Consider the following 330-nt stretch of genomic DNA (forward strand, 5'->3'; position numbering starts at 1 on the left):
TTCCATTACGAACAGTGGGTTTCCCCATTCGGAAATCTCCGGATCAAAGCTTACTTACAGCTCCCCGAAGCATATCGGTGTTAGTCCCGTCCTTCATCGGATCCTAGTGCCAAGGCATCCACCGTGCGCCCTTTCTAACTTAACCGTTAAAAAAGTCTTACAGATGCTTTGAAAAAATTAATTGCCTTCTATCTATTATCTAGTTTTCAAGGAACAAAGTGGAGAGAATTCATCACATCGTGATGCCTCTACCTTCATTGAATGAATTACTCATTCAAAACTGAACAAAACAAAAGCGCACTCGTATTATCCTTAGAAAGGAGGTGATCC

At 41.5% G+C, this 330-nt stretch carries 1 rRNA gene; it reads right to left on the reverse strand.

From position 1 onward, the window contains the following. Positions 1 to 145: ribosomal RNA gene (locus tag AS888_RS01810) — 23S ribosomal RNA — on the reverse strand; the annotation flags it as partial. Between the last annotated feature and the right edge of the window lie 185 nt (positions 146 to 330).

The organism is Peribacillus simplex, from assembly GCF_001542915.1.
In the GTDB taxonomy this organism is placed as follows: domain Bacteria; phylum Bacillota; class Bacilli; order Bacillales; family DSM-1321; genus Peribacillus; species Peribacillus simplex_B.